This is a genomic window from Nonomuraea basaltis, from assembly GCF_005893125.1.
GTDB lineage: Bacteria > Actinomycetota > Actinomycetes > Streptosporangiales > Streptosporangiaceae > Nonomuraea > Nonomuraea basaltis.
This window is the reverse complement of the sequence record NZ_VCJS01000137.1, coordinates 1-25,614: the sequence shown is the minus strand read 5'-3', so window position 1 is coordinate 25,614 and position 25,614 is coordinate 1. Positions and strand designations below refer to the sequence as shown.

The window sequence follows — 25,614 nt, the reverse complement described above, 5'->3', positions numbered from 1 at the left end:
GTCCTGGACGCCGCGAACTGGCGGCCCCGGCACACCTCCTTCTTCGGCGACGCGGCATGATGCCTGCCGTGGGTTTCGAAGAGCACCGCTCGATGCTGCTGGGCCTGGCCTACCGTCTGCTGGGCAGCATGTGGGACGCGGAGGACGTCGTGCAGGAGGCGTGGCTGCGCTGGCAGGGCACCGACCAGAGCGAGATCAGGGAGCCTCGGGCCTTTCTGGTGACCGTGGTCTCGCGGCTGGCGCTCGACCAGCTCCGTTCGGCCAGGGTGAAGCGGGAGGCGTACACCGGGCCATGGCTGCCGGAGCCGGTGATGACGTCGGAGGCGGGGCCGCTGGACACGGCCGAGCTGCGCGACACCGTCTCGTACGCGACGCTGCACATGATGGAGCGGCTGTCGCCGCCGGAGCGGGCGGTGTTCGTGCTGCGGGAGGCGTTCGAGCTGCCGTACGACGAGATCGCGGAGATCGTCGGCTCGTCGGTGGCCAACGCCAGGCAGATGCACCACCGGGCCTCCGTGCGGCTGGCCGCGGGGCGCGACAGGTTCCAGCCGTCCACGGAGAACCACGCCGAGCTGCTGACGAAGTTCATGGAGGCGGCGGCGGGCGGCGGCCTGAGCGCACTCACCGACCTGTTCCACGAGGACGTCGTGGCCTGGAACGACGGCGGCGGCAAGGTCCGGGCGGCGCTGCGGCCGATCCTCGGCAGGCGCAAGGTCGTCGCGTTCCTGACCGGACTCCTTGCCCGCTACGAGTTCAAGGAGTCGCGACTGGTCGAGGTCAACGGCGGGCCGGCGATCTGGACCCGGTTCGGCGAGAACCACCAGTTGATGATGATCGGCATCCGCGACGGCCGCATCGGGGAGATCTACGGCGTGCTGAACCCGGACAAACTGGCGCGCGTGCGGCCGGAATGAGGTCCTGAGCCGCGCACGATCTATAGTCGCCCGTATGGATCTCGGCATCTCGGGCAAGGTCGCCCTCGTCACCGGAGGCAGCGCGGGCATCGGACTGGCCGCCGCCAAGAGCCTGGCGCGGGAGGGGTGCGACGTGTGCGTCACCGCCCGCAATCCGGAACGGCTCGCGGACGCGGTGGTGGAGCTGCAGGAGTTCGGCAAGGTCGTGCACGCCGTCCTGGCCGACGCGGAGGATCCGGCCGCCGCGCGCCGGGTCGTCGAGGAGACGCGGGGCGTGCTCGGCCCCATCGACATCCTCGTGGCCAATGCGGGCGGGCCGCCGGCCGGGCGCTTCGACGAGGCGACCCTGGACGACTGGGACATCGCCATCCAGCGCAACCTGCTCGGCACCGTACGCCTGATCAACGCGGTCCTGCCCGAAATGCGCTCGCGCGGCTGGGGCCGGATCGTCACGATCACCAGCAGGTCGGCGCGCGAGGCGCTGGACGGCCTGGCCCTGTCCAACGCCACCCGCTCGGCCGTGGCCGGCGTCGTCCGCACCCTGGCCAGGGAGGTCAGCGGCGACGGCGTGCTGGTCAACAACGTGATGCCGGGCCCCATCGACACCGAGCGGCTGCGCGAGCTGGCGGGCGGCGAGGAGGCGCTGGCCGCGCGGGGCAGGGCGGTGCCGGTCGGCCGCATCGGGAACCCGGAGGAGGTGGGGGACGTGGTGGCGTTCCTGGCCAGCGAGCGGGCCTCGTTCGTGACCGGGATCTCGATGCTGGTGGACGGCGGGGAGAGCCGCGTCATCGCCTGACGAGCGTGTCGACGATCGCGGCGGCCCAGGTGGGGGTGTCGTCCGGCAGATCGACGAAGTAGGACAGGTTCGCCCGGTGGAAGCAGGCGCCCATCAGCAGCGCGGCGGCGGCGTCCGCGTCCGTCTTGGCGTCGATCCTGCCGCCGCGCTGCTCGTCACCGATGATCTCGGCCAGCACCAGGATCGGCACGTGCGGGCCCGTGCGGGTCTGGGCGAGCATGCTCCTGAACCGCTCCATGAGCGAGGGGTCGGCGAGCACGCCCGAGGCGATGGTCGCCGCACTGGTGTAGAACTCGACGGCGGCGACCGCGAAGTCGGTGAGGTTGGCGGCCACGTCGCCCCGCCCCACGCTCAGCCGCAGCCGCGTCAGGGCGGGGCCGAGCGCGGGCACCCGTTCGAGCAGCACCGCGAGCAGCAGCGCCTCCTTGCCGGGGAAGTGCTTGTAGAGCAGTGCCTCGGAGCAGCCGGCCTGGTGCGCGATCCGCTTGGTCGTCGCCCCCACGATGCCGAACTCGTGAAGTGCCTGCTCGGCGGCATCGATGATGCGATCGCGGGTGCCCATCCGCCCATGATATGAGCGAGTGCTCACCCACTCCCCCGCACATGACATCCTTCAATGAGGACCACTGGGGAGAAGGTAGGGCATGGACAAGCCGGTCATCGTGACGGTGGACGACGACCCTGGCGTCTCGCGGGCGGTCGCCCGCGACCTGAGACGCCGCTATGGCCAGGAATACCGGATTGTTCGCGCCGAGACGGCCAGCGACGGCATCGAGGCGGTCAAGGAGATGCGGCTGCGCGGCGACGACGTGGCGGCCATCCTGGCCGACTACCGGATGCCGCAGATGAACGGCGTGCAGTTCCTCGAGGCCGCCATGGACATGTACCCGTACGCGCGCCGCGTGCTGCTGACCGCCTACGCCGACACCGACGCGGCGATCCAGGCGATCAACGTGGTGGACCTCGACCATTACCTGCTCAAGCCGTGGGATCCGCCAGAGGAGAAGTTCTACCCGGTGATCGACGGGCAGCTCGACGCGTGGCTGCGGACCGACCGGATCGAGCGGTCGGAGCTGCGGGTGGTGGGCGACCGGTGGTCGGCGCCGTCATACCGGGTGCGCGACTTCCTCGCCCGTAACCACGTGCCGTACCGGTGGATGCTGTCGGAGGACCCGGACGGCGCGCAGCTGGTGAAGGCGGCCGGCGAGGGGCGCCGCCTGCCGCTGGTGGTGACCGCCGACGGCACCACGCTGGAGGCGCCCGACCACGCCACACTGGCCACCGCGGTCGGGCTGTCGACCACCCCGGCCACCGACTTCTACGACCTGATCGTGGTCGGCGGCGGCCCCGCCGGGCTCGGCGCGGCCGTGTACGGCGCCTCCGAGGGACTGAACACGGTGCTGGTCGAGGCGCACGCCTCTGGGGGGCAGGCGGGCCAGAGCTCCAGGATCGAGAACTACCTGGGCTTCCCCGACGGCGTCTCCGGCCAGCAGCTGGCCGACCGGGCGCGCAGGCAGGCGCAGAAGTTCGGCGCCGAGCTGCTGACGGCGCGCAAGGTGACCCTGATGGAGCCGCGCGGGCAGGCCCGGGTGATCGGGTTCAAGGACGGCGGGGAGATCGCGGCGCACGCGGTGATCCTGGCGACCGGCGTCACCTACCGCCGCCTGGAGGCGCCCGGCCTGAACGAGTTCGTCGGCCGGGGCGTCTTCTACGGCGCGGCCCTGACCGAGGCGCCCGCGTGCAAGGACACCGAGGTCCACATCGTCGGCGCGGCCAATTCGGCAGGGCAGGCGGCGGTCTACCTGGCGGGATTCGCGAGCAAGGTCCACTTGTTGGTGAGAGGTGATGGTTTGGAGAAGTCCATGTCTCACTACCTCATCGAGCAGCTCGCCGCGATTCCCAACATCGACGTGCACCTCCAGACGGAGGTCACCGGCGGTGGCGGCACCGATCACCTGGAGCGGCTGACGCTGTCGACCAAGGGCGAGGAGCGTACGGTCGACGCCCAGTGGCTGTTCGTGTTCATCGGTGCGGAGCCGTACACGTCGTGGCTGGGCGAGACGATCGAGCGGGACGCGAAGGGGTTCGTCCTGACGGGTCCCGACCTGGTCCAGGGCGGGCGGCGGCCGCGCAACTGGCCGCTGCGGCGCGAGCCGTACTACCTGGAGACCAACGTGCCCGGGGTGCTGGCCGCGGGTGACGTGCGCGCCGACTCGATCAAGAGGGTGGCCTCCGCCGTCGGGGAGGGCGCGATGGCCGTCTCGCTCGTTCACCGCTACCTGGAGAAGCAATGACCGACATCGTTGAGGGCACCATCGACATCGACGAGCTGCGCAAGCTCTTCCTGTTCGAGCGGCTGACCGACGAGCAGCTCACCAAGCTCGCGAGCAGCGGCAGGGTGCGGACGTACGCGCAGGACGAGGACATCATCCGGCAGGGCGAGCCGGCCGAGTGCTTCGCGGTGCTGATCGAGGGCGAGATCCAGATGAGCAGCGAGACGGTCAGCGCCGGCACCGTCGCGATGCCCCGCACCTCGCAGCCAGGCGTGTACGGCGGCGCCACCTCCGCCTACCTCGGCGACCGGGCGCCGGATACCTACCAGCACACGCTGCGCGCGACCGCGCCGTCGCGGATGTTCCTGCTGCCCGCCAAGAAGTTCGCCTACATCGTGGCCGAGTGGTTCCCGATGGCGATGCACCTGCTCGACGGCCTGCTGTCCGGCGGCCGCATGCAGCGTGAGATCATCGACCGGCGGCAGCGGCTGACCGCCCTCGGCACGATCACCGCCGGGCTCACCCACGAGCTGAACAACCCTGCCGCGGCGGCCGTGCGGGCGGTAAGTGAGCTGCGCTCGCTGATCAGGACCTCCCGCCTCCAGCTCGCCCAACTGGCCGAGGACGGCATACCGCCGGAGAAGCTGCGCACGATGATCGAGTGGCAGGAGGCGTGCACGAGCAATCTGGGCAAGCAGCCGCAGCGCTCGCCGATGGAGATCTCCGACGCCGAGGACGAGCTGGGCGAGGCGCTGGACGAGCTGGGCGTGGAGGATGCGTGGGACCTGGCTCCCGCGCTGGTCAACGCCGGATTCTCGGGCAAGGACCTGGAGAAGATCCGGGCCAAGGTGGGCGAGGAGCACGTCCCGGCGGCGCTGCGCTGGCTGGCCGAGGCCATCGAGATCTCGCAGATGCTCGGCGAGGTGACCGAGGCGACCGAGCGCATCACCTCGTTGATCCGCTCGGCGAAGCAGTACTCACAGATGGACCGCGCGCCGTTCCAGCAGGTGGACGTGCACGATCTGCTGGACAGCACGATCGCGATCTTCCGTGGCAAGACCCCGCCGGGCATCAGCGTGGTCACCGACTACGACCGCACGCTTCCGCTCATCCCGTGCTACGCGGGCGAGCTCAATCAGGTCTGGACGAATCTGATCCACAACGCGCTCGACGCGATGGGCGAGTCGGGCACGCTGACGATCCGCACGGCGTACGACGAGGACGAGGCGATCGTCGAGATCGGCGACACGGGCCCCGGCGTGCCAGATGCGATCAAGGACCGGATCTTCGAGCCGTTCTTCACCACCAAGAGCGTGGGCCAGGGCACGGGGCTCGGCCTCGACATCTCCTACCGGATCGTGGCCGGCCGGCACGGCGGCGAGATCAAGGTCCGCTCGGTGCCGGGCGACACCTGGTTCGAGGTACGCCTCCCGCTCCGCGAGCCCACCCCTGCCGTCTGAGGTCCTACAGCGGCTCCCGCACCATTCGCATGAGCTTGGGGATCACCTGGTCGGGGAGCACGCGGTAGCCGTCGTGCTCGAACTCGTTGGTCACCCACATGCGCACGTTGCCGACGCGCTCGGAGGTCTCCAGGGAGAGGCCGAGGTCGACGTACATGTCGTCGTGGTAGGCGATCGCGGCCACCGGCACCGGGTTGGCGGCCAGGCGGGCGGGGTCGTAGAGGGGCGGCCAGCCGGAGCGCGCGGCGAGCAGTTCGGCCGCGCCCTTGAACGGGCGCAGCGCGCGGATCTCGTCGAACATCCAGGGATAGATCATCTCGCCGGTGAGCATCTCGGGGTCGTCGAAGTCGGCCGGGCGCAGCCGGTGCGCGGCCCAGGCGGGGGCCGCCCCCTGGGCGTAGCAGTGCTCGTGCAGCACGGCGTAGATCGGTGAGTCGACGAAGCCCGTCCTGGCCATCACCGTGTAGAGGAACTCGTCGGTGAGCCTGGCGCCGGTGAACGCCTCCTCCACCAGCCAGTGCATGACCTCGAAACCATCGCCCATGCCGAGGACCTGGCCGAGGAGCTTGAAGCGGTCCACGGTGAGCCGGTCGCCGTCGGGGAGCATGACCTTGGTCGCGGCCAGGTGCTCGGCGATGCGCCGCACCTTGGCGCGGTCGCCGGGATGGCGGCGGTAGTAACGCTCGACCTTGGCGCGCACGCGCGGGTACGTGCGGCGGTAGACGTCGTCCGCGGTGCTCTCCAGGCCCGGGGTGCCGCCGGTGACGTAACAGGCCTTGAGCGCTTCCGGCGCCTTGGACAGGTACGTGAACGTGACGAAGCCGCCGTAGCTCTGCCCCCAGGTCTCCCACTGCTCGACCCCCAGTGCCCGCCTGATCAACTCGCAGTCGGCGACGATGGAGTCGGCGCGGAAGTGGCGGAGATAGTCCGCTGTTTCGGCGTCCGTGCCTTCGATCGTGGCGGCCGTGACCGGGGTGCTGCGGCCGGTTCCGCGCTGGTCGAGCAGCAGCACGCGGTGCGTCTTGAGCACATGCGCCCAGTGGGCGGGCCCGGTGAGCCTGGGCGACTTGCCGCCGGGACCGCCCTGCAGGAACAGCATCAAGGGCAGATCCTCGCCCGTCTTGGCCGGGTCGCGGATCTCGCGGGCGAAGACCTGGATCGTTCGCCCGCCAGGGTCGGCGTGGTCGAGCGGGACGGTGAACTCGTGATCGACGGCCGTGAGGCCGGGCATGGTGATGGTCACACCGAGCAGCCTATTTCGTGAAGCTCGTCCGGATTTATCGGATGGATGCGACTTGTCAGGAGTGGTCATGAACCCATGTAATGGATGACCGTAATCTGGAAAGGAGGCCAGCCGGTGAGCACGTCCGAGGCCACGACAGGTTCGCGCTCGCTGAACACGCTGCTCCGCCTGCTCGGCGGGCGTACGGGCGGGCCGCCGGAACGGTCACGAGCAGCAGGGACATTCCCGGCTTCATGGCGCACGGGTTACGCGAGACGGCGCCGATCCTGGTGCTGTTCTTCGCGATCTCGCAGTTCCTGGCGTACTTCAAATGGACCGGCATCGGCGAGATCATCGCGATCGACGCCAACGCGATCACGCCGATGAGCCCGTACTTCGTGATGGCGCTGGGCTTCCTGCAGCGCTACCGCCGCGCGGCCGGGATCGGCACGCTCGCCTCCATGACCATCCCCCTCGCGTTCACCCTCCTCGTCGTCTGGACGCTGCTGTTCTTCGCGTTCTGGTGGCTCGGCAGCCCGCTCGGCCCCGGAGCGCCCGTTCGCTGATTCCCCTGGAAGGATTCCCGTGTTGATCACCGACTGGACCCGGCAGGCCCTCCCGGCCATGCTCGCCGATCTCAAGGCCGTGGTGGAGCTGGAGACCCACAGCTACGACAAGGCCATGCTGGTCAAGGGGCTGCGCGTGATCCGCGCCCGGGCCGTCGAGCTGCTCGGGACGCCGGACGAGGAGGTCCTGCACGACTGCGGCCAGTACGGCGACGTGCTGGAGCTGACGTACCGGGGCACCGCGCCCGGGATCGTGCTCATGCTCAGCCACTACGACACGGTCTGGCCGACGGGGACGCTGGCCGGGTGGCCGTTCGCGGTGGTGGAGGGCAAGGCCACGGGGCCCGGCGTGTTCGACATGAAGTCGGGGCTGGTGCAGTCGATCTGGGCGCTGCGCGGGCTGCGGGAGCTGGGCCTGCCGCATCCGAGCGTGCGCTTCCTGTTCAACGGGGACGAGGAGCTCGGCAGCCCGGCCTCGCGCGAGCACATCGAGGTCGCCAGCTCGGACGCGCTGGCGAGCCTGGTGTTCGAGGCGTCGATGGACGGGGCGCTGAAGACGGCGCGCAAGGGGGTTGGGCTGTTCAACGTGCGGGTGACCGGCGTCGAGGCGCACGCGGGGCTCGATCCGTACGCGGGGGCGAGCGCCGTCCACGCACTCGCCGAGATCGTCACCACCCTGGCCGGGGCCGCCTCCCGGGAGCGCGGCACCACCGTGAACGTCGGGCTCATCAGCGGCGGAACCGGACGCAACGTGGCGGCCGGGCACGCCAGCTGCGGCGTCGACGTACGTGTCACCGACCCTTCGGAGATGGGACGGATCGACGACGTCTTCGCGGACCTGCAGGCCTCCGACCCGCGCGTCACGATCTCCGTCACCGGCGAGTGGAACCGGCCCCCGATGATTCCGAACTCGGCCTCGCAGCGGCTGTTCAAGGAGGCGCAGGAGGTGGCCGCCGGGTTCGGATGGCTGATGGACGAGGCGTCGGTGGGGGGCGCCAGCGACGGGAACTTCATCTCGGCGCTGGGACGGGCGGTGCTGGACGGCATGGGGGCGGTGGGCGACGGGGCGCACGCCCGCCACGAGCACGTCCTGGTCGACCAGATCCCCGAACGCACGGCCCTGACCATCGGCCTGGTGACGGCGCTCGCGTAGGAGCTGGTCCTTGGCATGGCACGGGATCAGGTCAGCTGATCAGCAGGTCAACGGGCGTCAGGCCCAACGTGGTGACCGGCTCGGCACCGTGCTCGGGCTACCCGGCCACCTGGGCAGGCAGGCGAGACCTTCGGTAAAGCCGGAGCGGTCGGCGTTTTCTCCTGGGAACCGACCTGGTACGCGATCTCAGGGAACGGCTGGGACCCGGCCGACATCAACGGCACCGGCAACCAGTGGGACAACATGGCCACCTTCAACTGGACCGGCTCCATCAATCCCGGCATCAGGTGGAACCCGTAGCGCAGGACGAGCAGGGCATGCCCCTCCAGGATGGCGACGTTCGGCAGTTTGTAATCCCGTCGACAAGGCTGTTGCCGGCCACCTATGTTGCAGGCCATGACAGATAGCCCCATCATGGCTCAGTGCGACTGCGGTGCAATTGCCGGCCCGCTGGGCGTGTGTGTGGACTATTACCACGGAATCCTGGCTGAAGAGCAGGCCGATCCTCGGATGTACAGCTGGCACGCGCCTGTGGTCTGCGCGTATCTCCTGCAGCATCCTTCCAGAGCTCATGAGAAGTACCTTGACGGTCAGTTCCGCCAGCTGCAGCTCTACGTGGACAAGGGCCTTGACGCGCTGCTTCGCGTGGCGGCTCATCAGGTGGCGCGGAACAATCACAGGGCACCGTCGAGCTACGACATGGCACCATTGGCGGCGTACGCGCCGCTCCCGCCGGGCGGATCTCCCAGGCACTTCCGCGCTACGTTCTGCGGGTTGCCGTTCAGGGACGGCAGCTTCGTGTTCGATGGGCATCTGGCATACGGGCACCGCATCGAAACCCTTGCCGAAGCGACGGTGGAGTCCTGGAGATCTGTCCAGGCCTGATACTCGAAGGCCTGCGCGACGATATCCGCGCCTATACCAGGCCCCACAGCCAACGACATATCCGTGCACGTCATGGTCAATGGCCATTGGGGGCCGTCAAACGCCCGAGCGTTAGCGAGGACCGTCGGGCGGGCTCCAGTGGCGCGAAGCGCCCCCTTCGGGGAAGGCCTTGCTTTTGGCCTGGGGCTCCCCCGGTGGTCGTGGTACGCTCCCAAGCGAGCGCTTGGTTTACCTCCGAGGGGCCGCCGCATGAAGTTCTCGACCTTCCACCTCTTCCACCGTTTCGACGGCCAGAGTTTCAAGGACGTCTACGACTATCACCTGGAGCTCATCGAGCTGGCCGAGGAACTGGGGTTCGACGGGGTACGGCTGGCCGAGCACCACTTCCGCGACTACGGCGTCGTACCCAACCTGTTCACCATGCTCGCCCACGCCGCCGCCCGCACTTCCCGCCTCAGGCTGGGCACGGGCATCGTGGTGCTGCCCCTGCACAACCCGGTCCACGTGGCCGAGGAGGCAGCACAGGTGGACGTGCTGTCCGGTGGGCGGCTGGATCTGGGGATCGGACGCGGATACCAGAGCTTCGAGTTCGAGGGGTTCGGGATCGACCTGGCGGAGGCCCGTGACCGCTTCAACGAGGCGCTGGAAGTGATCGTCGGGCTCTGGACGCAGGAGGCGTACCAGCACGAGGGGAAGTTCTACAAGACAGGCGCCGAGGTCTCGCTCGTGCCCAGGCCGCTGCAGACCCCGCACCCGCCGCTGCACGTGGCGGCCGTCTCCCCCGAGACCGTGACCATGTACGCCGAGCGCGGCCTGCCCATCCTCGCCGACCCGGCGGCCACGTTCCGCAAGGTCGTCAAGGCGGCCGAGACCTGGCGGGAGACGGCCGCGCAGGCCGGGCACCCGCCTGGGGCCGATCTGGTGGTGGCCCGCAGCGTGTACGTCGCCCCCACGCTGGAGCAGGCCCGTGAGGACCAAGCGCGATTCGAGGCGTCGTTCGACCGCTCGCGCATCTTCAACGAGAAGAGCGCCCCCATCGACGCCAAGACCGGCAAGACCGCCCAGGGCTTCGAGTTCTACCAGGACCGCTACCTCAAGGGCGGCTCGGTGTCGGCCGACTTCCGGTGGGAGCAGCTGGAGGTCATCGGGGACCCGGCCCGGGTCATCGAGCAGGTCACGCTGCTCAAAGACGCCGGCTTCACGAACCTTCTGTGCGACTTCGGCAGCACCCGGCCGATGGCGCTGGAGGACATGAAGCGGGTCATGCGCTTCTTCGCGACCGAAGTCATGCCGGCCTTTGGAGACTGAAGATGATCCACAGCCTGTCCCTCTCAGACGTCCTCGCCGACCACGCCCGCAGCCGTCCCCAGGTGACGGCCGTCGTGGACGGGGACGTGCGGCTCACATACCCGGAGCTGGACTCCCGGGTGACCCGGCTGGCCGACGCGCTGGCCGGGCGGGGCGTCGGCGGCGGCGACCGGGTGGTGTGGCTCGGGCAGAACGCGTACGCGGTGCTGGAGCTGCTGCTCGCCTGCTCACGCCTGGGCGCGATCTTCTGCCCGGCCAACTGGCGCCAGTCGGAGGACGAACTGCGCTTCATGCTCAACGACCTCAGCCCAGCGGCAGTCATCTGGGAATCGTCGGACACGACCACGTCCCTCCACGCGGCGTCCACCGCTCCCCACGCCTCCGGCGTACCCGATTCCAGCCCCGCCGCCGCGCTTTCCGGCGCCGGTGCGGCGAGCACCTCGACGGCGGAGCCCGGCGCGACGCGTACGGCGGTCTGGGTGCAGGCGGGCGAGGACTATGAAGAGCTGGTGGCAAGCGGTTCCCTCAGAGACTTCGCCCAGGTGGCCGACACCGAGCCGGCCCTCGCCCTCTACACCGCCGCCTTCGACGGCCGGCCCAACGCGGCCCTGCTCAGCAGCGCGGCCCTGATCGCCCACAGCACGTCGCTCGTCGTCGTCCGCCAGATGGAGCCCGGCTTCACCTTCCTCAACAACGGGCCGCTCTTCCACGTCGGCACGATGATGTTCTGCCTGGCCACCCTCCAGATCGGCGGCACCAACGTCTTCACCCCCGCCTTCGACGCGGAGGAGGTCTGCCGGCTGATCGACGCCGAGCGGGTGACGCAGGCGTTCCTGTTCGGCCAGATGATCGACGCGGTGGTGAAGGCGAACGCGGGCGGCAAGTACGACCTGTCGTCGCTCAGGTTCGTCTCCCACTCGGCCGAGTGGGACGAGATGATCACGGTGGACGACTCGCCGTGGTGCCGGTCGAAGATGGGCGGGTACGGGCAGACCGAGGTGGGCGGCATGCTCACGTTCCTCGGGCTCGCGGAGGGCGGGGCCGGGTTCGCGGGGCGTCCGTCCCCGCTGGTCCAGGTACGCATCCTGGGCCCGGACGACGCCGAGCTGCCGCCAGGCGAGGTGGGCGAGATCTGCGCGCGCGGCAAGACCCTCTTTTCCGGATATTTCGCCCGACCAGACTTAAATGCAACTAAGTCGCGAAACGGCTGGCACCACACCGGCGACCTCGGCCGCCGCGAGCCCGACGGCACGATCACGTTCATCGGTCCCAAACTCCGCATGATCAAGTCCGGGGCCGAGAACATCTACCCGGCCGAGGTGGAACGCGCACTCAAGTCCCACCCCGCCGTGGCCGACGCCGCGGTGATAGGCGTCCCGGACCCGGCCTGGCACCAGGCGGTCAAGGCCGTGGTGGCGCTCAAGCCGGACGCCACCACCACGGCCGACGACCTGATCGAGCACGTCAAGACGCAGCTGGCGTCGTACAAGAAGCCCAGGGACGTGACGTTCGTGGACACGATCCCCAAGCGCGGCTTCACCCCCGACTATGACGCCCTGGACGCCGCCCACGGCGGCGGCAACTACCCGGGCCTATGATCATTCCCTGCTGATCGGCAGGCCCGCGTCCAGGTGGGCGAGGGCCTTGTCGAACTCGCCGACGGCGTCCAGCGCCGGATCCTTCACCCAGTCGAACCAGAGCGCGAACATCACGCCCGCGATGGCCCCGGTGACGTTGCGGATCCGCGGATCGCCGGGGTCGAGGCCCTCGCGCGCCGCCAACTCGTCCCGCATCGTGGTGATGACGCCGCGGATGTTCTCCAGGCTCGCCGCCCACAGCTCGGGGACCGTGAGCATGAGCTTCTCCCGCTCCACGCTGTCGACGCGCTCCTCGGCCGTCTGCGTGGCCATGACCTCGAGCATGGCCACGCGTACGGCCTGCACGGGGTTGAGCTCGGACGGCGCCGCCCTGAGCGCCTCCACGAAGGGCGGGAACTGGTCGACCAGCACCAGGTCCTCCTTCGTGGGGAAATAGCGGAAGACGGTGCTGGGCGCCACCTCCGCCGCCTCCGCGATCTGCTCGACCGTCGTCGCGGTGTACCCCTGATCGCGGAACAGCCGCAGCGCCTCCTTCTGGATCAGCGCCCTCGTCTTGGCCTTCTTCCGCTCCCGCAGGCCGGGTCGATCGCTCATGACTCCGCATTCTGGGCGGTACGACCGCGCACGTCCACTCACGAGAGATCACAACATTTCGCTATACAACTCCCAATTAGGAGTCTACTCTCAAAATCATGAGACTTCCCATCGAACGCGACCCGAAGTGTCCCTTCGACCCACCGCCCGCCCTCCTGGGCCTGCCGCCGATGAGCCGCCTGGAGTTCGCCGACGGCCATCTGGGCTGGCTGGCCACCACGCACGAGGCGGCCCGCACGGTGCTGGGCGATCCGCGGTTCAGCGCCAGGCAGGAGCTCAAGCACGCCGCAGTGCGGTCCACGGCGCCTGGCGGGGCCGGGCGTCCGGCGCCGCCGGGCTTCTTCGCGGCCACCGATCCGCCCGAGCACACGCGCTACCGCCGCCTGCTCACCGGCCAGTTCACGGTGCGCAGGATGCGGGTGCTGGAGCCGCGCATCGAGCGCATCGCCGCCGACCACCTCGACGCCATGGCCGCGGCCGGCCCTCCGGCCGAGCTCGTGACCGCCTACGCGCTGCCGATTCCCTCGATGGTCATCTGCGAGTTGCTCGGCGTGCCGTACGAGGACCACGACTTCTTCCAGGACCGCAGCCTCCAGCTCGTCACACTGGGCGGCGACGTGGCCAGGGCGACCGCCGACCTGGCCGCCTACCTGGGCGAGTTGGTGCGCCGCAAGCGGGCCGAGCCCGGCGACGACCTGATCAGCGGTCTGACCGGCGAGCTCACCGACGAGGAGCTGGCCAACGTCGCGATGATCCTGCTCGTCGCGGGCCACGAGACCACCGCAAACATGCTGGCGCTCGGCGTGTTCGCACTGCTGGAGGACGGGCGGCCGTACCAGGAGGACGCGGTCGAGGAGTTGCTGCGCTGGCTGTCGATCCTGCATCTCGGCGCGCCCAGCAGAGCCGCGCTGGAGGACGTCGAGGTCGCGGGCGTGCTGGTCAGGCAGGGCGAGACCGTGGCGCTGTCCCTGCCGATGATCAACCGGGACCCGGGCGTGTTCGAGGACCCGGACGCGCTCCGCCCCGACCGCCCGGAGGCGCGCAAGCACCTGGGCTTCGGGCACGGCGTCCACCAGTGCCTCGGGCAGCAGCTGGCCAGGATCGAGATGCGGATCGGCTACCGCGCGCTGTTCGAGCGCTTCCCCGGCCTGCGGCTGGCCGTCCCCGCCACCGAGGTGCCGCTGAAGCACGACGCCGCGGCGTACGGGGTCAAGAGCCTTCCGGTCACCTGGTCCTGATCCGCTCCAGGGCGTGGTCCCGGCACCCGGAGGGCGCGTTGACCGGATTGCAGCGGACCGTCGCGCCGCCCGGGAGCTCGGCCGTGTAGCGGCACGAAAATATGCGCGAATCTCACAGGATGGCCAGCGGCGTGATTGGGCTTCCCGTACCTCCCTCGATCTTGAGCGGCGCCGCCACGAACACGAACTCCGTACGCCCTGCCGTCCCCAGCTCCTCCAGCCACAGCATCTCGATCAGGTGGATGCCGTGCCGGTGCAGCAGGATGAGATGCAGGTCGTCAGCGAGGGACTCGTCGGCGAGCCCTCTGACGTTCAGCCCGCCGATGGCGGCGTTGTCGCAGGCCACCACGGACACGTCGCGCGCCGCCAGCCAGCGGCCCGCGTCGGCCGACAGCCCCGGCTGGCCCGACCAGTACTCCTCCTTCGACCGCTGCCACACCAGCGGCCAGCCGGTACGGATCACCGCCACATCCCCGGACCGCGGCGTGGCGATCTCCTCGAGCAGCTCCGCCGGGATACGGAAGTCGGCGGGCAGGTGATCGAGGCCGAGCCGCCGGGGCACGTCGAACAGGACTCCCCTCGCCACCACGCCGCCCACCTGCTCGATGCCGCACCTGGTGGCACCGTACGAGCGGACCCGGGCCGCCGCATGGCCGTTGTAGACCTCGTCGCCCGACCACATGTGGCACAGCGCGTCCATGTGGGTCGTGGTGCCGTGCGGGGTGACGACCAGCGCGTCGTCGGCCACGCACAGGCCCTCCCCGATGGGCCGGGCACCGGCCGCGTAGTCGCCACCGTCCACGGACATGAAGTGCTGCGGCAGCGGGCGGCCCCGCAGGTGCGGCACCGTCGTGGGAGCGGGCGAAGAGGTGGCGCCCCTGATCGGCATGGCCAGGCTGAGCACCTCGCCGGTGGTGGCGGCGCGCAGGGCGTCGAGGACCACGGCCGGGGTGAGGAGGTTCAGGGTGCCACGCTGATCGTCTGGGCCGAATCGTCCCCAGTTGTTAGGCTCGTGAACCAAGTAAGCGCTTCCTTTCTCTGCGGAGGTCTGATGCACTGCGATCCTCGGTTCTCCCGCGTACGCGAGGTGTTCGAGCGGCACTTCGCCGACGGCGAGGAGCTGGGCGCGGCCTTCGCCGTCTACCTGGACGGCGAGCTGGTCGTGGACCTGTGGGACGGGGTCGCCGACCGGCACACCGGGCGGCGCTGGGAGCACGACACGCCGGCGTTCGCCTACTCCTGCACCAAGGCGATCACCGCCACCGTGCTGCTGCAGCTCGCCGAGCGGGGGCTGGTGGACGTGACCGCGCCGGTGGCGGACGGGTGGCCGGAGTTCGCGGCCCGCGGCAAGGGCGCGATCACCGTCGAGCACCTGCTCACCCACCAGTGCGGGCTGCCGGTGATCGAGGAGCCGGTGCCGGTGGAGGAGTTCGAGGACCACCCGGCGATCGCGGCCCGGCTCGCCGGTCAGGCGCCGATCTGGGAGCCGGGCTCGGCGCACGGCTACCACGCGCTGACGTACGGGTTCCTGGTGGGCGAGGTGATCAGGCGGGCGACCGGCAAGTCGGTGGGGGAACTGGTGGCGGCGGAGATCGCCGGGCCGCTGGGCCTGGAGCTGTGGGTGGGGGCGCCGGACGACGTGATCGCCCGGACCGCCCACCTCAAAGCAGGCGAACGCCGGCAGTCCGTCGCCGTCACCGAGGCCGAGGGCGCGGGCGCAGAGAGGGCGGGCGGCGAGGGACCGATGCCCGGCCAGGCCGCCGCCCCTGCCGGCGGTGGTCGGGTGGCGGATGTGGTGGCCGAGATGACGAGGGCGGCGCTCGATCCGCAGAGCCTGATGAACCGGGCGCTCGGCAACCCCGGCATGCACCGCCTCCAGGGCGGCGCGAACAACCCGGTCATCCTGCGCGCCGGCTGGCCCGCGGCCGGGGTGGTCACCACGGCCAGGGGCCTGGCGGGTTTCTACCGCTCGCTGATCGCCGGCGACCTTCTCCGCCCCGAGACGCTGCGGGACGCCATGCGCACCCGCGTCAACGGCCCCGACCGCGTCCTGTACCTGGACACCGCGTTCGGGCTCGGCTACATGCGGCCGTCGCTCACCTTCCTGATGCCGTCGCAGACCGCGTTCGGCCACTCGGGCATGGGCGGCTCCATCGGCCTGGGCGACCCGGAGCGCGGCCTGGCCGTCGCCTACGTCATGAACAAGATGGCCAACGCGATCTCCGGCAACCTGCGTGGCATCCGCCTGGTGGAGGCCGTCTACAACGCGCTCTGAGGGGTTCATTGCATGGTGACGCCGCCGCTCACCGACAGCGTCTGGCCGGTGATGTAGGCGGCGCGATCCGTGCACAGGTAGGCGACCAGTCCCGCCACGTCGGCGGGCGTGCCGAGGCGGCGCAGCGGGATGCCCCGCGCGATCTTGTCGACCAGCCCGGGCTCGGCCGCCGACACCCGCCGCAGCATGGGCGTGTCGGTGGGGCCCGGGCAGACCACGTTGGAGGTGACCTCCGCCTTGGCGGCCTCGCGGGCGAGCGTCTTGGCCAGCCCGAACAGCCCCGCCTTGGTGGCCGCGTACGCGCCCTCGCCGCCCGACCCTGCCCTGGCGCCGTCGGAGGAGATGAACACGAGCCGCCCCCACCGCCTGACCATCATGCCGGGCAGCAGCAGCTTGGTCAGCAGCATCGGCCCGCGCAGGTTGACCTGCCACATGAGGTCCCAGCCCGCCGGATCACTCTCGGTGAACGGCTCCACGATCGACACCCCGGCGTTGTGCACCAGGACGTCCACGTCGCCGGCCGTACCGGCGAACTCCTCGACGGACGCGGGCGAGGCCAGGTCCACGGCCGCCGCCCGCGCGCCCGGCAGGGCGGCGGCGACCTTCTCCGCGTTCGGCAGGTCCACGTCGGCGACCACCACCCGTGCTCCGACCGCGGCCAGGTCGGTCGCGATGGCCGCGCCGATCGCGCCCGCTCCCCCGGTCACCACGGCCACGCGCCCGTCCAGGCGCAGCCCGTCCATCATTTCCACGTCTCGATCAGGTCCCCGGCGGTGGCGCGGGTGGCGAGGAGGCTGATGGTGTTCCTCAGTACGGCCCGCGCGTAGTCCTCGGGGATGCCCGCCACCGCGTCCGTGACCACCGTCACCCGGTGGCCGAGGTTGACGGCCTCCAGCGCGAGCCCCGGGATGCCCAGGTTGAGCGAGACGCCTACGGCGACCACCTCGGAGACGCCCAGCGAGCGCAGCGTCGTGTCGAGCGAGGTGCCGGTGAACGGGGAGAAGCCGTGGTAGCGCCGGCTCTCCAGATCTCCCGGGTCCCGCAGTTCGGGGAGGACCTCGACGGCGGCCGTGCCCTCCAGCATGTGCTCCGGGTCCTTGAGCAGGGAGACGATGAACGGGCAGTTGCCGGTGTGCGAGCCCGCCCGGTCGGCACGGAAGGCGGCCGTGCAGTGGATCACCGGGATCCCGGCCATCCTGGCCGTGTGGAGGAGCCGGGCGGCGTTGGCCACGACGTCGTGCCGTGCGCAGGCGGCCACCAGATCAGGAAATCTCGTGAGATCACCGACGACGCCCCGCTGCATCTCCATCACGAGTACGGCCACGCCCTCCACCGGCGACCTCCACCTTTTAGCCGAGCGCTTGCTTGGGCGAGCATATCACCCACCACACCGCGTCATTCCTCATCGACGCAGGGCGAAATATGTCTACTCGTGACAACCGGAACCCCGGGTGAGACCGTCGAATCGAAGACGGCTGCCCTATGGGGGGTTGGACTTGGTCCCTGGTTACCGTGAAGTGCGCCAGCTCGGCGCCGGCCACACCGGCCGCGTGTTCCTCGCCACCTACCAATCGACCGGCGCCTACGTGGCGATCAAGTACCTGAACGCCACCCTGCGCAGGGACGCCGAGTTCATGGACCGCTTCCGGTCGGACACCCACCGCCTGGTCGAGATCGACGACCCGAACGTGGTCAGGCTCTACGAGTACGTCGAGACCCCGACCCGGGCCGCCGTCGTCATGGAGCTGGTGGACGGCGTTTCGCTGCGCACCCTGCTGGCCGAGCACCGCGGAACCAGCCCGGAGGCCGCCCTGGCCGTGCTCAAGAGCACCCTGCTGGCCCTGGCCGCGGCCCACGAGAAGGGCGTGCCGCACCGCGACGTCAAGCCGGAGAACGTCCTGGTCCAGGCCGACGGCACGAGCAAGCTGGCGGACTTCGGCATCGTGGTGCACGCCGAGGAGCCGGGCGTGCCGGCGGGCAGCCCCGAGTACATGTCGCCCGAGCTGTGGACGCAGCACCGCGCCGGGCCGCCCGCCGACCTGTACGCGGCCGCGTGCGTGCTGTTCGAGGCCGTCAAGGGCCGGCCGCCGTTCCGGGCCCACAGGGAGGACGAGGAGGGGACGCTGGACGTCCCGGCGACCCGGGACAAGCACCTGGTGGAGCCGGTGCCGCTGGAGGTCGTGCCCGACACGCTGCGCGACCTGCTCAGGCGGGGCCTGGCCAAGGACCCGGCCGTCAGGTACGCCTCCGCCCGCCAGTTCGCCGCGGAGCTGGAGGAGGACGCGGTCGCCGGGTACGGCCCCGACTGGGAGAAACGCGGGCGGCGGCACCTGGCCGAGCTGGCCACGTTGCTGGCCCTGCGCTTCCCCCTGGCCAGGACCGACCGCGCGGCCGGCGGTGCGCCGATCACCCTGCGCGACCGGCTCCTGCGAATGCCCAGGCTCCCTCCGCACCTGTGGGTGGCGGGCGCGACGGTCGTCGCGGTGGCGATCGCGCTCATGCTGTCGGGCGGGCGGCTGCCGCCGGGTCCGGGCGCGATCTTGATGCCGCCGCCCGAGGCCAAGAGCGAGCCCGAGCCCTCCCGCGTCAGCAGTCCCAGCCCGGCCAGGACGACCGCCGCCGCGCCCAGGCGGACGACCACCGCTCCCTCGGCCACCCCGCCGCTACCTTCCCTGAGCACTCCCCCGAGCACTCCGCCTCCGCCGCCGCCCACCGCGGGGCAGGGCGGGACCGCCGGGCCGGGGCTCGCGGTGCAGGCGGCCAGCATCGTGCAGTGGAGCGGCACGAGCGGGTCGATCACGGTCGCGGCGGACGGGACGGGGCCGGTGCGGTTGCGGATCACGTACACGCGGCGCGACGGCGACGACGCCCCGGCCAGGACGGTCCGGCGGGAGACCCGCACCCTGCGCGGCAGCACCGTCTACACGAGCAGTGTCGCGCACGATCCGGGGAACGTCGCGTGCGGCAGGCGGGCGTATCTCGGGATCCTGGTGATGACGGAGCCCGCTTCGGGCAACGGGCCGCAGGTGAGCGAGGCGGCCGTGGACGGACCCGCCTGCCCAACGCCCGCCCCCACGCGTTCGGCCCCGCCGACGCCAACGCCCGCGCCGACCGAGGAGCGCAGCACGTCCGCCATCGGCACGCCGACGCCGTCGGACCCGGCGCCCACGGACAACCCTCTCGCCCGGCAGTCCGGCGAGCCCTCCGGCCGGCCCTCGGCGCAGCCGCTCTCGAGCCCCACAGAGGAACCCGTCCCCGAGCCTGGGGGCGAGCCGCCATCGGACGAGTGACAGCGCCCATCGAGACCCTTGCCCGCTAACCAAGCGTGCGCTAGCTTGGCAAGCGATGAGCGCCGACACCTCCGCCTACTGGGCCGCCTGCGGGCGCGGCGAGCTGGTCATCCAGCGCTGCACGGCCTGCGACAGGCACGTCCACCTCCCCGAGGCGGCCTGCCCCTGGTGCGGTGGCGGCGACCTGGTCTTCGAGCCGGTTTCCGGCGACGGCGTGGTGCACACGTTCACCGTTGTGCACCGCTCGTTCGCACCCGGCTACCGGGGACGGGAGCCGTACGTGATGGCCTGGGTGGACCTGCCGGAGGGTGCCCGCGCGTTCGGGCACGTGGTCGGGTGCGCGCCGGAGGAGGTACGCATCGGGCTGCCGGTGCGGGTGACGTTCGTGGACGATCTACCCCATTGGAGGCCCGCGTGAAGCTCGGCAACGTGCTGATTCCCGTCGCCGACCTGGACGAGGCGATCGCCTTCTACGGGCTGCCGGTGAAGTTCCGCGACGGCGACAGGTTCGCGGCGCTGGACGGGGGCGGGGTCACCGTGGCGCTGGCCGGTCCGGCCGAGCACGTCACCGCGTCGGCGGCGCCGTCGTACAAGGTGGACGACGTGGCGCGGGCCGTACGGGAGATGTCGGCGCGCGGCGCCGAGGTGGTGCGCGGGCCCGAGGCCGGGCCGCATGAGACGCGGGCCGTGCTGCGCGATCCCTCAGGAAACGTCTTCGTGCTCTATTCGCCCCTCTGACCTGGAGGCATCCCCCATGGCGCGATCACCCTACGGCAACTACGGCCACGCGATCCTGACCGCCGGAGCGTTGCGCACGCCCGACCGGGTGGCGCTGACGTACTGCGGCGAGCAGAGCTTCACCTACGACGAGCTGAACAGGAGCGTCAACCGCCGCGCGAACGCCCTCCTGGCAAGGGGGATCGCGCCTGGGCAGCGGGTGGCGGCGCTGCTCAACGAGACGCTGCTGGTGGCCGAGGTCTACCTGGCGCAGGCCAAGATCGGGGCGGTCACGGCGGCGCTGAACCCGTACTGGCCGGTGGAGACGCTGCGTGACGTGGTGGCGGCCTCGGGGTGCACGGCGTTCGTCTACGACGCGACGGTCGAGCAGGTGGTCGAGCAGATCAAGGGATCCCTGCCCGACGTGACCCTGTGGATCGACGCGCGGGACCTGGACGGTGCGTCCGACGCGGAGCCGCCGCCGGCCGGCTTCTACGACGACCCGCTGGCGCTGTACTACACCTCGGGCACGACGGGACTGCCGAAGGCGGTCGCGCACACGCACGCGTCGTCGCTGGCGACCGCGCAGATCTGGCTCGACGTGCCGCGCGGCCCCGACTCGGTGTTCGGCACGGGCGCGATCATCTGGGGCATCGGGTTCCCGGCCATCGTCGGGCCGGCGCTGTACGCGGGGATGCGGCTGGTGCTGGAGCAGGACTGGGGTCCGGCGAACTTCCTGCGGGTCGTCCCGCGCGAGCGGGTCACGCACGTGTCGCAGATCCCGTCGTTCTACGCGGCCCTGCTGGGCTCGCCCGATCACGAGGGCGTGGACCTGTCGTCCATCCAGGTGATCATGCTGGGCGGGGAGCCGCTGACCGCGACCATGCTGGACCGGATCAAGGCCAGGCTGCCGCAGACGGGCGTGTTCTCGTACTACGGCCAGACCGAGGCCCCGTACACGTGCATGGGGCGGGTGGACGACGGCTCGACGCCGCTGGGCTCCTCGGGGCGGCCCCGCACGGGGAACGCGGTGCGGATCACGGACCCGCAGGGGAACCGGGTGCTCGACGAGGTCGGCGAGATCAACCTGGCCGGGCCGCACCGGATGGCCGGGTACGACGGCCTGCCGGAGAAGACGGCGGAGGTGCTGCGCGGCGAGTGGTACGTGGGCGGCGACCTCGGCACGGTCTCCGCCGACGGCGTGCTGCGCGTGCTGGGCCGGCGGGAGGACTCGATCATCAAGGGCGGCGTGTGGACGCAGCCGGTCGCGGTCGAGGAGGCCGCCTCGGCGCTGGACGGGGTGGCCGAGGCCGGCGCGGTAGGGGTGCCCGAGGGGGCGTCCGACCAGCGGATCCTGCTGGCCGTCGTGCCGCGCGCCGGGCATTCGCTGGACGCGTCCAAGCTGGCGCTCGCCCTGGCCGACACCCTCCCCGCCCACCAGCGGCCCGACCAGATCGTGGTGGCCGAAGAGCTGCCGCACTCGCAGGACGCCTCGGGCGGTCCCGGCAAGCTGCTGCGCAGGGAGATCCGCGAGCAGTACGGGCACCTGCTCGCGTGAGCGTCTACGAGCACGAGGTCTACGAATATGAGGTCTACGAATATGAGGTCAAGGCGCTGCTGAGCGAGGCCGGCGTGCCGGTGCCGCGTGGGGTGGTGGTTGATGACCTGGATTTCGGCCCGGCCGGGGAGCTGGCCGAGCCGCTGGTGCTGAAGGCGTTCGGTCCCGGGCTGGTGCACAAGTCGGACGCCGGGGCGGTCGTGCTCGGCCTGCGGGCGGCGGACCTGCCGGCGGCGGCCGCGGAGATGCGGTCCAGACTGCCGGACCTCGCGGGGTTCCTCGTCGAGGAGCAGGCGGCCGCCGGGGTTGAGCTCATCGTGGGCGTGGTACGGGACTCCGCGTTCGGCCCGGTGCTGCTCGCGGGGCTGGGCGGGGTGTGGACGGAGGCGCTGCGGGACACGGCGCTGCGGCTCTGCCCGGTCTCGGAGCGGGACGCCCGCCGCATGCTGGCCTCGCTGCGCGGGGCCCCGCTCCTGTACGGCCACCGCGGCACGCCGCCCGTGGACGTGGACGCCGTGGTCAAGCTGCTCATGGCGGTCGGCGGTCCGGGCGGTCTGTGGGAGCGGCTGGAGCTGGGCGAGTTCGAGCTGAACCCGGTCATCGCGGCCCCGGCGGGCGTGATGGCGGTCGACGCGCGCTACCTCCCCGCCGAGCCCTCGCGCCTTCCTTCCGAGCCCTCGGATCTCCTCGTCGAGTCCTCAGACCTTTCCGCCGAGCCCCCGGACCGGGCCGCGTACCCGGCTTCCGCCGGCTTCCTGCCGCTCTTCGAGCCGAAGGCGGTGGCCGTCGTCGGGGCCTCGGCCACCAGGCCGAACTTCGGGAACATGTTCCTCGACTTCTACAAGGCCGCCGGCATCCCGCTGGTCGCGGTCCACCCCGAGGCGGACCAGGTGGCCGGCGTGCGGGCGGTGCCCTCGCTGGCGCACGCGGACGTGGACTACGCGCTCGTCGCCGTGCCCGCCGAGCGCTGCCCCGAGGTGGTGCGGCAGGCCGCGGGAGTGCCGTTCGTGCAGGTGATGAGCGGCGGGTTCGGCGAGGCGGGCCGCGCCGAGCTGGAGGGCGAGCTGGTCGCGGCCGCCCAGGCGGCCGGGACGCGCCTGCTCGGGCCCAACTGCATGGGCGTCTACTGCCCGCGCGGCCGGCAGACGTTCGTGGGCGGCGGGATGGGGCCCCCGGGGTCGGTGGCGCTGATCTCGCAGAGCGGCGGGCTAGCGGGCGAGGTGATCAAGGTCGGGGAGCGGCGTGGGCTGGCGTTCAGCCGGGTCGTCACCGTGGGGAACGCGGCCGACGTGACCCCGGCCGAGCTGCTGCGCTGGCTCGCCCACGACCCGGAGACCGCGGCAGTCGGGCTGTACCTGGAGGATCCGCGCGACGGGCGGGAGCTGTTCGAGGCGCTGCGCGCGGCTGACCTGCCCGTGGTCCTGCTGGTGGGCGGGCGCAGCGGGCAGGGGCAGGAGGCGGCCGCCTCGCACACCGGCGGCATGGTGAGCGACCGGCGGATCTGGGAGACGGTGGCCGAGCAGACGGGGGCCGCGCTGGTCTCCGGCCAGGACGACCTGATCGGGGTGCTGGCGTTCTTCCAGGCACACGGCTCACGGGTCACCGACGGGGACGGAGTGCTGGTGGTGGGGCCGAGCGGGGGCGCGAGCGTGCTTGCCGCGGACGCGTTCGACCTGGCCGGGGTACGGCTCGACCCGCTGCCCGGCGACGCGCTCGACGACCTGCGCGGGTTGCGGGTGGCGGCGTCCGGCAATCCCCTCGAAGTGCCTGTGGGGCCGCTCGGGCGGGCCGGGCTCGTGCCCGAGGTGATCGACGCGATCATGCGGCGGCGGCCGTACCGGGACGTGGTGGCACACGTGAACGTCCAGGCGTTCTTCACGTACGGGGACGCGGCCGAGCCCCTGTACGCCTACGCGCGGGCGCTCGCCGGGGCGCAGGACGCGCTGCCGCGTACCAGGGTCACGCTGGTCACCAGGAACGGCGAGTGCGCGCCCCCGGGCGTCGAGGACGAGGTGAGGCGAATCGCGGCGGCGGCGGGGATCCCCGTCTACCGCACCATGGAGGCGGCCGCGGTGGCCGTCGCGGCGGGAGGTCGTTGTGGGACTGCTTGATGGCAAGGTCGCGTTGATCACTGGCGGGGCGCGGGGCATGGGGGCGGCGCACGTGCGGCTGTTCCTGGAGGAGGGCGCGCGGGTGGTCTTCGGCGATGTGCTGGACGAGGAGGGCAAGGCGCTGGCGGAGGAGAGCGGCGCCACGTACGTCCGCCACGACGTGCGGAGCCTGCCCGAGTGGGAGCGCGCGGTGGCGACCGCCGTGGACCTGCACGGGAAGCTGGACGTGCTGGTCAACAACGCCGGGATACTGAAATTTAGCCGTATCGCCGACATGTCGCCCGAGGAGTTCGACCGGGTGATCGACATCAACCTCAAGGGCACCTGGCTGGGGATCAAGTCGGTGATCGACCCCATGAAGGCGGCCGGGCGCGGCGCGATCGTGAACATCTCCTCGATCGAGGGCTTCGTCGGCGCCGAGGGGCTGTCGGCGTACGCGGCCTCGAAGTTCGCAATCCGGGGCGTCACCAAGTCGGCGGCGCGGGAGCTGGCCAGGTTCAAGATCCGGGTCAACTCGGTGCATCCGGGCGCGATCAACACCTCGATGGCCATGGATCCGGAAATGGTGAACGAGGTCGACGCGGAGGCCTTCGTGAAGTCCATGGTCATCAAGCGCTTCGCCAAGCCGGTGGAGGTGTCGCACGTGGTGGCGTTCCTGGCCTCGGACCGGGCCAGCTACTGCACGGGAAGCGAGTTCACCGTGGACGGCGGCCTGCTGACGGGCGCGGGGTACTGACAACTAGCCCAAAGGTAGATCTTTTCAGGTTAAACCACGCGCGCTTGGACATTTCTGGCAGCATGTTTGACCTGCGATTACATAGCCCGCCAAGGCTTGACGGATTCTTGGGGTTGGCGTGACCTGCGGTTACGCCAAGGTAGCCTCACTTCTCACCGAAGACGACAAGCCTCCGGTTTTGTCACACCAGCCCTGGGTGCTCCCTTTACCCAGTGCTGCGTGGATAAACCCGGTCGTGCCCGGAAGGTTCCCGCACACTTCCATGACGCCAGAGATGCAGCAGTTCATCGAGTTGCTCGAGAGCCACCTCGGCTATGCCGAGAAGTCGAGCGGATACACCAAGTTCGGCGACTGGTACGGCAAGACCGTCGAGTTCGACGCCGACTACAGCGCCGCCCCCTGGTGCGAGATGTACCTCTCCTGGGCCGCGCACAAGCTCGGCTACGAGGAGTGGATCGGGCAGTTCGCCTGGACGGTGGCGCACGCGAAGTGGTTCAAGGAGCAAGGAGCCTGGGGGAAGACGCCCAAGCCGGGCGCGTTCGTCTACTACGACTGGAGCGGGTCGAACGACGTCGACAACATCGATCACGTCGGCATCGTGACCAAGGTCGAGGGCGGCAAGATCTTCACCGTCGAGGGGAACATCGACGGCGGCGTCGCCAAGCGCAAGGAACGTGACACGAGCAAGGTCGTCGGGTACGGCTATCCGGAGCGCATCAAGTCCCGCCTGGACGAAGAGTCGGCCCGGCAGGCCGAGGAGGCCAAGAAGAAGGCCGAGGAGCAGGCGTCCCTACCGCCCGGACCCGGCACCGACGTCGGCATGCTGCAGATGCCGCAGGGCTCGCTCACCGCTCTGATCCCGCAGAGCCAGCGCGAGGAGGCCGCCAAGTCGCCCCTCGCCGCCCGCCCCAATCCGGCAC

At 70.8% G+C, this 25,614-nt stretch carries 23 protein-coding genes and 1 pseudogene; 18 read left to right on the top strand and 6 right to left on the bottom strand.

All coding sequences use genetic code 11. The features are described 5' to 3' along the window. Nucleotides 1-59: 59 nt before the first annotated feature. Nucleotides 60-914 carry an RNA polymerase sigma-70 factor gene (locus EJK15_RS44215; RefSeq protein ID WP_171074893.1) on the top strand — a complete coding sequence of 285 codons (855 nt, stop codon included), beginning with the start codon at nt 60-62 and terminating at the stop codon, nt 912-914. A 34-nt stretch (nt 915-948) separates the two neighbouring features. Further along, nucleotides 949-1,710 (top strand): SDR family oxidoreductase, encoded by a 762-nt coding sequence (locus EJK15_RS44210; RefSeq protein ID WP_138716453.1) that lies wholly within the window; start codon nt 949-951, stop codon nt 1,708-1,710. Here the strand turns inward: EJK15_RS44210 and EJK15_RS44205 are convergent. After that, nucleotides 1,700-2,272, bottom strand: coding sequence for a TetR/AcrR family transcriptional regulator (locus EJK15_RS44205; protein WP_171074891.1), 573 nt, complete (start codon nt 2,270-2,272; stop codon nt 1,700-1,702). The genes EJK15_RS44210 and EJK15_RS44205 overlap by 11 nt on opposite strands. Nucleotides 2,273-2,354: 82 nt before the next feature. Between EJK15_RS44205 and EJK15_RS44200 the strand changes: the two genes are divergently transcribed. Both EJK15_RS44200 and EJK15_RS44195 read left to right on the top strand, forming a co-directional pair. Beyond that, entirely contained in the window at nt 2,355-4,004 is a 1,650-nt protein-coding gene (locus EJK15_RS44200) for an NAD(P)/FAD-dependent oxidoreductase (protein WP_138716451.1), read from the top strand. Continuing rightward, on the top strand, nt 4,001-5,443 hold the full coding sequence (locus EJK15_RS44195; RefSeq protein WP_138716450.1) for an ATP-binding protein: 1,443 nt from the start codon (nt 4,001-4,003) through the stop codon (nt 5,441-5,443). The genes EJK15_RS44200 and EJK15_RS44195 overlap by 4 nt, the downstream gene beginning before the upstream one ends. Nucleotides 5,444-5,447: 4 nt before the next feature. Here the strand turns inward: EJK15_RS44195 and EJK15_RS44190 are convergent, their stop codons facing one another. Beyond that, entirely contained in the window at nt 5,448-6,686 is a 1,239-nt protein-coding gene (locus EJK15_RS44190; protein WP_240777599.1) for an alpha/beta fold hydrolase, read from the bottom strand. Between the two features lie 182 nt (nt 6,687-6,868). On the opposite strand from EJK15_RS44190, the pseudogene EJK15_RS44185 reads away from it, so the two are divergent. The 5 genes and pseudogenes from EJK15_RS44185 to EJK15_RS44160 all read left to right on the top strand — a co-directional run. Further along, nucleotides 6,869-7,231 (top strand): annotated as a pseudogene (locus tag EJK15_RS44185) (AbgT family transporter); the annotation flags it as partial. Between the two features lie 19 nt (nt 7,232-7,250). Beyond that, the gene (locus EJK15_RS44180; RefSeq protein ID WP_338089920.1) at nt 7,251-8,384 is read left to right on the top strand and encodes a M20 family metallopeptidase; all 1,134 of its coding nucleotides are present in this window, start codon (nt 7,251-7,253) and stop codon (nt 8,382-8,384) included. A 396-nt stretch (nt 8,385-8,780) separates the two neighbouring features. Beyond that, nucleotides 8,781-9,269: a DUF5946 family protein gene (locus EJK15_RS44170; RefSeq protein WP_138716449.1), complete on the top strand. Its 489-nt coding sequence runs from the start codon at nt 8,781-8,783 to the stop codon at nt 9,267-9,269. 249 nt (nt 9,270-9,518) lie between these two features. Further along, a complete protein-coding gene (locus tag EJK15_RS44165) occupies nt 9,519-10,577 on the top strand; it encodes an LLM class flavin-dependent oxidoreductase (RefSeq protein ID WP_138716448.1) in 1,059 nt (352 codons plus the stop codon). 2 nt (nt 10,578-10,579) lie between these two features. Then, a complete protein-coding gene (locus tag EJK15_RS44160) occupies nt 10,580-12,175 on the top strand; it encodes an AMP-binding protein (protein WP_138716447.1) in 1,596 nt (531 codons plus the stop codon). Here EJK15_RS44160 and EJK15_RS44155 read toward each other — a convergent pair whose 3' ends face one another. Continuing rightward, a complete protein-coding gene (locus tag EJK15_RS44155; protein ID WP_138716446.1) occupies nt 12,176-12,769 on the bottom strand; it encodes a TetR/AcrR family transcriptional regulator in 594 nt (197 codons plus the stop codon). A 98-nt stretch (nt 12,770-12,867) separates the two neighbouring features. Between EJK15_RS44155 and EJK15_RS44150 the strand changes: the two genes are divergently transcribed. Continuing rightward, nucleotides 12,868-14,007, top strand: a complete 1,140-nt coding sequence (locus EJK15_RS44150; RefSeq protein ID WP_171074890.1) for a cytochrome P450 — start codon at nt 12,868-12,870, stop codon at nt 14,005-14,007. 112 nt (nt 14,008-14,119) lie between these two features. On the opposite strand, the gene EJK15_RS44145 is transcribed toward EJK15_RS44150, so the two are convergent. Next, a complete protein-coding gene (locus EJK15_RS44145; RefSeq protein ID WP_138716444.1) occupies nt 14,120-15,028 on the bottom strand; it encodes a cyclase family protein in 909 nt (302 codons plus the stop codon). Nucleotides 15,029-15,058: 30 nt separating this feature from the next. On the opposite strand from EJK15_RS44145, the gene EJK15_RS44140 reads away from it, so the two are divergent. Next, nucleotides 15,059-16,282 (top strand): serine hydrolase domain-containing protein, encoded by a 1,224-nt coding sequence (locus tag EJK15_RS44140; protein WP_138716443.1) that lies wholly within the window; start codon nt 15,059-15,061, stop codon nt 16,280-16,282. A gap of 5 nt (nt 16,283-16,287) precedes the next feature. On the opposite strand, the gene EJK15_RS44135 is transcribed toward EJK15_RS44140, so the two are convergent. Together EJK15_RS44135 and EJK15_RS44130 are read right to left on the bottom strand one after the other, a co-directional pair. Beyond that, the gene (locus EJK15_RS44135; RefSeq protein ID WP_138716460.1) at nt 16,288-17,025 is read right to left on the bottom strand and encodes an SDR family NAD(P)-dependent oxidoreductase; all 738 of its coding nucleotides are present in this window, start codon (nt 17,023-17,025) and stop codon (nt 16,288-16,290) included. After that, complete coding sequence (locus tag EJK15_RS44130) at nt 17,025-17,606, bottom strand: cysteine hydrolase family protein (protein ID WP_240777597.1); 582 nt, start codon at nt 17,604-17,606, stop codon at nt 17,025-17,027. Before EJK15_RS44130 ends, EJK15_RS44135 begins: the two co-directional genes overlap by 1 nt. Before the next feature lie 166 nt (nt 17,607-17,772). Between EJK15_RS44130 and EJK15_RS44125 the strand changes: the two genes are divergently transcribed. From EJK15_RS44125 to EJK15_RS44095, 7 genes are all read left to right on the top strand, one after another. Continuing rightward, nucleotides 17,773-19,572: a serine/threonine-protein kinase gene (locus tag EJK15_RS44125; RefSeq protein ID WP_171074889.1), complete on the top strand. Its 1,800-nt coding sequence runs from the start codon at nt 17,773-17,775 to the stop codon at nt 19,570-19,572. Between the two features lie 55 nt (nt 19,573-19,627). Beyond that, nucleotides 19,628-19,990 (top strand): Zn-ribbon domain-containing OB-fold protein, encoded by a 363-nt coding sequence (locus EJK15_RS44120; protein ID WP_138716441.1) that lies wholly within the window; start codon nt 19,628-19,630, stop codon nt 19,988-19,990. Next, a complete protein-coding gene (locus tag EJK15_RS44115) occupies nt 19,987-20,310 on the top strand; it encodes a VOC family protein (RefSeq protein ID WP_240777596.1) in 324 nt (107 codons plus the stop codon). Before EJK15_RS44120 ends, EJK15_RS44115 begins: the two co-directional genes overlap by 4 nt. A gap of 16 nt (nt 20,311-20,326) precedes the next feature. Then, entirely contained in the window at nt 20,327-21,847 is a 1,521-nt protein-coding gene (locus tag EJK15_RS44110; RefSeq protein WP_138716439.1) for a class I adenylate-forming enzyme family protein, read from the top strand. Next, nucleotides 21,844-23,958, top strand: a complete 2,115-nt coding sequence (locus EJK15_RS44105; RefSeq protein WP_138716438.1) for an acetate--CoA ligase family protein — start codon at nt 21,844-21,846, stop codon at nt 23,956-23,958. Before EJK15_RS44110 ends, EJK15_RS44105 begins: the two co-directional genes overlap by 4 nt. Then, nucleotides 23,945-24,694 carry a glucose 1-dehydrogenase gene (locus EJK15_RS44100; RefSeq protein WP_138716437.1) on the top strand — a complete coding sequence of 250 codons (750 nt, stop codon included), beginning with the start codon at nt 23,945-23,947 and terminating at the stop codon, nt 24,692-24,694. Before EJK15_RS44105 ends, EJK15_RS44100 begins: the two co-directional genes overlap by 14 nt. A gap of 262 nt (nt 24,695-24,956) precedes the next feature. Next, a partial coding sequence (locus EJK15_RS44095) for a CHAP domain-containing protein (protein WP_138716436.1) occupies nt 24,957-25,614 on the top strand: 658 nt, incomplete at its 3' end.